Here is a 7,787-nt window from a genome sequence, read left to right as displayed (position 1 = left end):
TACTAAAATCTCACCAGTTTTAGTTAAAAACAACTCAACACCGAAAATACCAACACCATCAAGAACTTCTATAGATTTTATAGATACTTCCAGCGCTTTTTCTTCTATTTCTTTAGATATTTTAGCTGGTGCCATCACTATGTCACAGATGTTCGTTCTATCATCAAAAAGCATCTCTACAACAGGATAACATTTGATTTCACCTTCTATATTTCTCGCTACGATGATGGCTAGTTCTTTGTCTATGTCTATGAGTTCTTCTATGAAAGACTCTGTTTGAAGAGCATTTGGAATATCCTCTGCTGATTTAAACATCTGGACACCCTTTCCATCATAACCCTCTTTTTTTGCTTTTTGTATAACTGGAAATCCAAAACTAGCAAGATCTTCATCAGTCTTAACGTCTTTGTATTTAGGAACAGCTATTCCTCTTTCATCTAAAAGTTTCTTCTGTTCATACTTGTTTTGAATGAGCTCTATTACATAAGGTGAAGGATGGATAATATGTCCATTATCATAGAGTTCTTTGAGTATTGAAGTCTCAACATGTTCTAACTCGAAAGTTGTGACATCACTTTCTTGAACTAGTTGCTCAAGCTTTGCTTTATCATGGAATCCGCCCATGATGTGTTTATCTGAGACTTGTGCTGCAGGACAGTTAAAAGTTGGATCCAAAATGGTGACGTGAAATCCCATCTTTTTGGCTTTTTGAGACATAATCTTTCCGAGTTGTCCCCCACCAATAATGCCTAGTTTTAAATTAGAATAGTTGAAATTTTTATCCATTTGTTCTCTTTTACTTAAAGTACAGTATTTTAACCTAATTAGCTTGTTAACTGTATAAAATATTTAGAGCTTGTGGAATATTTTTTTGACTTATCTTTATATTTTCCAAAAGTTATAGGAATCAAAAATAAAGAAGCACTCAACAATTAGTTGAGTTCTTGATCTTCTTCTTTGAACTTCTGGAAGTATTTACTAACAATCGTTCCAGCTGGCATACTGTCAATTTCTGAGAAAATTACATAACTAATTACAGCATGGATAACTAGAGTAACTATTAGACCTTCAAAGATACCGACTTTAAATACCAATCCTGCACATACAGTTGCAAGTAGTACAGCATAAGGACCAAATGTAGCGACATGTAGCAAGCCTAAGAACATTTTAATACCAACAAATGACATAATAATTGCCAATGCAAAGTAAGGTAAATAATGTAAATATTGAGAGTTAAATACAAAGAATGTTATAAGTACACCAATTACCAATACTGATAGTTTTGTATAAGCACCTGCAAGACGATTTGTTGAAGATTTTGCTAAACCATCAAGATTTGTCATACCGCCAAAAAAGCTCGAGCCCATGTTTGATACCCAAATGGACAATAAAGAATTATTTGAATTAGATGGACGTTCCAATGGGTCAATTTTTTCAATTGCCGCATTACTCATCACCTGTTCAATAACATCAACCACAGCAAGCATCAATGAGAAGAAAATTGCATAGATCCACAAATATAAAGAATCAAACTCAGGGATAGGCAGTGAAAGAGCAAAATCAACGTCTTCTACCATAAGCATTTTTACATCAACAAATACAGAAGCCACAATACCGTATACAATTAAAGTAAAATATGGTAATGCTGGTTTTGTATCTTTAAACTTTTTAAACAAAAGAAGAAAAATAATTGCTCCAACTATAGAAAGGGCAATTACTTGAAGACGAGCATCACTCCAAAACTCTTCACCAACACTCATACCAGCTGGTAACATCCATAGATATGGTAAAAATTTCAGAGCGATTTTTAAACCGATACCCGCTAATAAACCTTCAACTAAGTAAGGTGGCACAGCCCTTAAAAGATAGCGTTGCCAGTTAAAGCTCCATATTAGTGCTTGAAATGTCGCCGTCATAAAAACAATAAAGGCCATGTTCTCCATTCCAAAGGTTGCAACACCCATCGCAAGAATTGGGGCTAAACCTGCTGCAATTCCAGGAGCTCCTACATAGTTACCTGGACGAAATATAGCAAATATGAATGCAATAAAAGAGGCAAAAGCAACTGTTGCAAGTCCTACTTGAATTGGATAGTCTGACATCAGAGCAATACCAATAGATAATGGTATTGCCATAGTTGCTGTAATGACACCAGCTTGGAGATCGCGACTAGCATATTTCGCGACAAACGCGGCAGAACCGTAATCTATGTTCTGATTTTGCTTTGTATTTTCATTTTTCATAGTTTTACTACCCTAATTTTTGATTTAGAAATAATAGCTTTCAACTGTTTAAAAAAACTAAAGATAAGAGGCGAGAAAGTTTCTATTAAGATTTTATAAAGTTTAGCTGTATACTTATCACTAATTACTTTTTTTCTTTCTAGTTTTGGAAACCCTAGTTTTATTCGCTTTGTATTTATAACTTTTAAGATTTAGGGTGACTTTATCCGAGAGTTCATGTATGTCTTTGACCATACACTCGTCTTCTTTTTCAAAGTACTTTCTATTCTCTTCAAACTTACTCATAAGTTCTAAAAAATCTATGTCTTTTAAAAATGGATAGAGTTCAATCGAGTGTTCTTCTCCCGCAATCCAGTTGTCGAGTGCACAAACAACTAAAAACTCAGGGAGAAATGCAGGCTTGTCTTCATAGTGGTCTCTAATTACTTTTGCCATTACATCATAGTAGTTTATTAAAGGCTCTTCACTTTTAGCTAATTGTCTAAACATCGGATTCTGTTTAGATAACTCAACCAAATCAAGAAAATAATCTACATTAACAACACTATCCTGAAGATTAACCAGCAAGCTTCTAAGAGTCTCATATACATATATAGTATCTTCATTGGTTCCAACACTTGCTTTATACTCAGCTTCATCTATTTTAGCGAAGTAACGCTCAAGAGCGGTTCTACAAAACACAAGCAATGCCTCTGTTTTAACGTCTCTTAACATAGTTGGTCTTACTCTGTTTTTACAGTTGTCACTTATAAAGTTATTTATTGGCATTACACTCATGGTAACTCCTTAATATAGTGTGAAGTTATTTTTCACTGAAACTAAATTGTTTTCTTTTATTATTCTCAACATATCCGCTAGCTTAAGAGATTTGTCTTCTTCATTAGCAATTGAGCTCTTTACATCTAGTTTGAATTTTTTCATGTTTGTATCTAAGTATCCAGTATTAAACTTTCCAGATATAAAAGCCTCATCTCTTACTATTTCTCTATGAAGTGGTATGTTTGTTTTAATACCCTCTATGTAGTACTCATCAAGTGCTCGTCTAGCCTTAGCAACAGCACCTTTCCAGTCAAGTGCAGACACAATGAGTTTACCTAGCATTGAGTCATAACATGTAGGAAGTTCGTATCCAGAGTAGAGACTAGTGTCAAGTCTTACTCCCGGACCACCAGGAGTTAAATACTTTTTGACAGTTCCCGCCGTAGGCATAAAGTTATTTTGTGGATCTTCAGAATTAATCCTAAACTCTATAGCATAACCTCTGAAATTGATCTCTTCTTGCTTGTATTTTAACTTGTCCCCTCCAGCTATTTCTATCATTCTTTGAATAATATCAACTCCGGTAACTATTTCACTTACAGGATGTTCAACCTGCACTCTTGTGTTCATCTCTATAAAATAAATATTATCATCTTCATCAAGTAAAAACTCAACTGTACCTACACTTTCATAACCAAGCTTTTTCATGGCATTTACAGAGATGTCGGCAAGTTTTTGTCTAGTTTCATCATTTAAAAGAGGTGATGGAGTTATCTCTATCACTTTTTGGTGACGACGCTGTATAGAACAATCTCTCTCACCTAAATGAACTACGTTTCCATAAGCATCTGCGACAACCTGAATCTCTATATGCCTAGGGTTTTGGACATATTTTTCTATAAACACTTCGCCTCTTCCAAAGTACTTTATTGATTCATTAGTAGCCGAATCATACATATTTGAAAACTCTTTTGCGCCGTGAACGATTCTCATACCTCTTCCACCACCACCAAACGCAGCTTTTATAATAATAGGAAAGCCTATTACTTGAGCAATCTCTTCACCTTCTGCTTTATCAAGAACAGGAGTATTCGTACCTTCAAGGACTGGAACACCTATCTTTTTCATAGCAACTTTTGAAGCCATCTTGTCACCAAACAGTTCTATATGATGTGGTTTTGGTCCTATAAATATCAAACCATTATCCGCGCAGGCTTGAGCAAATTCAGCACTTTCAGATAAAAAACCATACCCCGGATGAATAGCATCACAGTTTGATTTTTTTGCTAAATCAATTATTTTATTATAATTTAAATAGGCTTCAACGGGATTACCTACTATTGGATAACATTCATCTGCTCTTGGAACCCATACTCCATTAACATCAGCCTCTGAAAACACAACAACACTTTCAATTTCAAGTTCTTTACAAGCTCGAATTATTCGCAAAGCAATTTCACCTCTATTAGCAATTAAAACTTTTGATATTTTTTTCATGGTTTTTCCAAAGTAATTTTAGTTATCGAAATTTTAGTCTCTTTAAAAAAAATATTCTTCACTAATATTGTTAAATTTATTATCTATTCTTGTTATGAATCCAGTCTATTAGTTTTATTTTTAATTACATAATATGCTATTTTTTTGTTATAATTAAAACTATGAAAAGAGATACACTTAATAAAAAAACAAAAATATCAAATGATATACTATTCTACATCTACACAAACATCGATGTAGACATAAATATGGATGAACTTGCACAGAGTTTTGACATTAGTAAGTTTTATATGCATAAAATATTTAAAGAAATATTCGGAAGAAATATATACCAAAGTATAAAATCTATAAGACTTCAAAAAGCATCTACTCTCTTACTTACAAACAAGTACTCTACGATCACAGAAATAGCTTCCTTATGTGGATATAGTTCTCAGACATCGTTTATTAGAGTTTTTAAAGAAAGATTTCTTATGACTCCAACACAGTGGAAAAAAGATGGGTATAAAAGATACTCACAAACAATACTAGAAGAATCACAAAAAGCAAAAGAGTCAAACGCGAAGTTTGACAACCTTGAAGCAAGTATTGTAAAAATGCCACAAATCGAAGCCTATTATATAAGACATAATGGCTATAACGATGAGATAAAACAGACTTGGCAAAAGATTCAAACATGGACTTATAGTAATAACATTAAAAACTATATACATATTGCCTTGTTTCATGATAACCCATCAGTGACTCACCTTGAAGAGTGTCAATATGTCGCTTGTATTGAAGTGAATGACAAAGCTATTCTTGAGCATGAACGACTACCAAAATTCAATATCTCGGATGGTGTTTATGCTAAGTTTGACATAGAAGGTGATGATGGTGATTTTTTACCATTTATGCATTGGCTTTATACTGAATGGTTGCCAAATAGTGAATACGAAACTACAACCAAACCACCATATGCTATCTATAAAAGAAACAAGTACCTATCAGATGACAACAGATTCGAATTAAGCTTTTATCTATCTATAAAGTTTTAAATTTTAAATTAAAAAAATCGACGGGACGAATCTTTCCTTTTTGCAGGGATTCATTTGCCTTTTGTAAAATGGGTATATTTTTTGAACAGTGTATATATGCTTCTTCAACATCTATCAGAATCCAGAAAACATTTTTCTGATTAATAGAAGTGTGAATTGTTTTTTCCTCACTATAATGAGAACTATCCATTAGGGAAATAAGTTCTTCTTCGTTTATCATCTTCGCTTTTCCATTAATGTGCATGCCCACCTTATTTTCAAAGAAATCAATAAATAAAAGACCAATATGTGGATTTTCAGAAATATTTCCAGCAGATGCTAAAACACCATTTCCTTTGTACTCCGCATAAACGACTCTTTTTTCATCTATTACCATTACAAAGCCAGCTTCACCACTTCTAAATGAGCTATCACACTCTCCATGAGCATCAGAAGTCGCTATAAACATCATCTCTTGCTTTGCTAAAAATGATTGCATATCTGGTGCTAAATAATCTAGCATCTGTCTACTGTAAAAATCTTTTGCTTTGTCCTGCGTTTTAAATACTTTTTGCATGTTATGTTCGCCATCGGAACCGGGTAAAGAAGTTTTCTTACCTGAGTTTAACAACACTATACTTGCACTAAGAAGTGCACCTAAAAACACTATGGTATAACCAGTTGGTAAGTCAAAATAGTATGAAATAACTATAGCTGAAATACTAAAAAACCATCCGAAGTAGAAACTAGAAAGTAGCGGATTTCTAAGTTTAAGTGATACTGCAACAAATGCAGGTGCTATAAGGAGTACAAAAACTACTAAAACACCGGCAAGTTGTACTGATGAAGTAACGGTTAACGCCAACAAAGAGAAAAATGCAAGCTCTTTAAAAAACCCTTCTAATCTAGGATAAACTTTCCAAAGGGCTAAAGCTATAAAAGCATATATAATGGCACTTTTCACAACATCCTCTGGAGATGTAAAAAGTATGTCACTTGCAAGTAGAGATTTAAAGTGTTCCATTCCCTCTGAGGAGTTAGATAAGACCATCATTATTCCACTCGCACCTAGGACATACAACAAACCAATAAAGGCTTCTAACTTTATATGTCTTTGTGAAGCAACTGCTATTAAAAGAGCACTAAAAAGAGCGAAACTCAGAGTAAGCACATAAAAGTACTCTTCATGAAAGTAACCTAAACTTATAGCCGAACCGAGTGCTGCGAACTGTGCTATAGCTAAGTCGGTAAAGATAATCCCTCTTTTTAAAATTCCTAAACCAAAGTAACTATGAAGCATTACAAGTATAACCACCAATGCTATGGGAGTAAGAAAAATATCTATCATTTTATAGCACCTGTTAGATAATCAAAAAGAGATATCAAATCTTCTATATTGTCTAAAGCACCAATATCGTGAGGCATTAAGATAATAGGAATTCCTGTTTTTGATGAGATGTATTTAGCACTCTTTGTAGAGTGATAAACATCATGGAGTATATAAGCTGGATTTTCTTTTTTTATAAGTTTTATAAGACTTATGATATATCTTGATGAGGGTGGGATACCCGGAAGTGGTTCTATAGTAGCAATACTAGTTAATCCGTATGCCTTATTAAAAAAAGCGAGATTATCATGAAACTGTATAACTTTTAGCCCTCTTTTAGTAAGCATTTTTTCATTCCATATACTTATTTTCTTTTTCCACATTTGGGAAAATTCTATATAATTTTTTTCATAAATATTTGTATCATCAGGATTAATTGAAGATAAATAGAGTTTAATAACATTTGCCAAAATTAAAATATTGTTTGGGTCAAGGTGAAAGTGTGGATTTCCATCTGGATGTACATCACCATTTGCTCGATCTACACTTGAAGGTTTGTTTATAAGCTCTATGTATCGAGAAAGGTTTAAAAAAGTTTTAGTGTTTACATTTGTTTTTGGATTACCTGCTCTTCTTATAAGTGGAGGCAACCAACCTATTTCAAGTTGACCACCGTTAATTATAAGTCCATCAGCATTTCTTACTTTTGCAATAAGTGAAGGTCTCGGGATAATAAAATGCGGATCCCAATTTCCTTTTGCTAGAACAACAGGATTTACATTTTTACCGCCTATACTTTTTGTTATAGCACCTATATAAGGATAAGAAACTGCAATATTTAGATTTGCAAGAAGGCTTAGAGGTAGTAGTGTTAGCAGCAGTAAATATTTATTCATAAAATCTTCTTTAAAGTTTGTTTTATCATTTGACACCTATAAAAAGGTG

At 33.4% G+C, this 7,787-nt stretch carries 7 protein-coding genes; 1 reads left to right on the top strand and 6 read right to left on the bottom strand.

The features are described 5' to 3' along the window. From HOG88_RS07325 to HOG88_RS07310, 4 genes are all read right to left on the bottom strand, one after another. Window positions 1-786, bottom strand: a 786-nt coding sequence (locus HOG88_RS07325) for an ATP-grasp domain-containing protein (protein WP_295004702.1), incomplete at its 3' end; no start/stop codon positions are given. A gap of 146 nt (window positions 787-932) precedes the next feature. Then, entirely contained in the window at window positions 933-2,243 is a 1,311-nt protein-coding gene (locus tag HOG88_RS07320) for a SulP family inorganic anion transporter (RefSeq protein ID WP_295004700.1), read from the bottom strand. A 120-nt stretch (window positions 2,244-2,363) separates the two neighbouring features. After that, window positions 2,364-3,020, bottom strand: coding sequence for a hypothetical protein (locus tag HOG88_RS07315; protein ID WP_295004698.1), 657 nt, complete (start codon window positions 3,018-3,020; stop codon window positions 2,364-2,366). 9 nt (window positions 3,021-3,029) lie between these two features. Further along, window positions 3,030-4,499: an acetyl/propionyl/methylcrotonyl-CoA carboxylase subunit alpha gene (locus tag HOG88_RS07310; RefSeq protein ID WP_295004696.1), complete on the bottom strand. Its 1,470-nt coding sequence runs from the start codon at window positions 4,497-4,499 to the stop codon at window positions 3,030-3,032. A 161-nt stretch (window positions 4,500-4,660) separates the two neighbouring features. Here HOG88_RS07310 and HOG88_RS07305 point away from each other — a divergent pair, with 161 nt between their 5' ends. Next, entirely contained in the window at window positions 4,661-5,536 is an 876-nt protein-coding gene (locus HOG88_RS07305; RefSeq protein WP_295004694.1) for a GyrI-like domain-containing protein, read from the top strand. Here the strand turns inward: HOG88_RS07305 and HOG88_RS11920 are convergent. After that, on the bottom strand, window positions 5,523-6,863 hold the full coding sequence (locus tag HOG88_RS11920; protein WP_348653003.1) for a pyridoxamine 5'-phosphate oxidase family protein: 1,341 nt from the start codon (window positions 6,861-6,863) through the stop codon (window positions 5,523-5,525). The two genes, HOG88_RS07305 and HOG88_RS11920, sit on opposite strands and share 14 nt — an antisense overlap. Continuing rightward, the gene (locus tag HOG88_RS07290) at window positions 6,860-7,738 is read right to left on the bottom strand and encodes a zinc ABC transporter substrate-binding protein (RefSeq protein ID WP_295004692.1); all 879 of its coding nucleotides are present in this window, start codon (window positions 7,736-7,738) and stop codon (window positions 6,860-6,862) included. Before HOG88_RS07290 ends, HOG88_RS11920 begins: the two co-directional genes overlap by 4 nt. Window positions 7,739-7,787 lie beyond the last annotated feature (49 nt).

This window comes from Sulfurimonas sp. (assembly GCF_018698455.1).
Taxonomy (GTDB): Bacteria; Campylobacterota; Campylobacteria; order Campylobacterales; family Sulfurimonadaceae; genus Sulfurimonas.
The sequence above is the reverse complement of the archived record's forward strand: the minus strand, read 5'-3'. Positions and strand labels throughout refer to the sequence as shown.

Bases quoted from the DNA above. Each gene is read 5' to 3' on its own strand.
- HOG88_RS07320 (WP_295004700.1), bottom strand. From the start codon at position 2,243: ATGAAAAATGAAAATACAAAGCAAAATCAGAACATAGATTACGGTTCT.
- HOG88_RS07315 (WP_295004698.1), bottom strand. From the start codon at position 3,020: ATGAGTGTAATGCCAATAAATAACTTTATAAGTGACAACTGTAAAAAC.
- HOG88_RS07290 (WP_295004692.1), bottom strand. From the start codon at position 7,738: ATGAATAAATATTTACTGCTGCTAACACTACTACCTCTAAGCCTTCTT.
- HOG88_RS07305 (WP_295004694.1), top strand. From the start codon at position 4,661: ATGAAAAGAGATACACTTAATAAAAAAACAAAAATATCAAATGATATA.
- HOG88_RS11920 (WP_348653003.1), bottom strand. From the start codon at position 6,863: ATGATAGATATTTTTCTTACTCCCATAGCATTGGTGGTTATACTTGTA.
- HOG88_RS07310 (WP_295004696.1), bottom strand. From the start codon at position 4,499: ATGAAAAAAATATCAAAAGTTTTAATTGCTAATAGAGGTGAAATTGCT.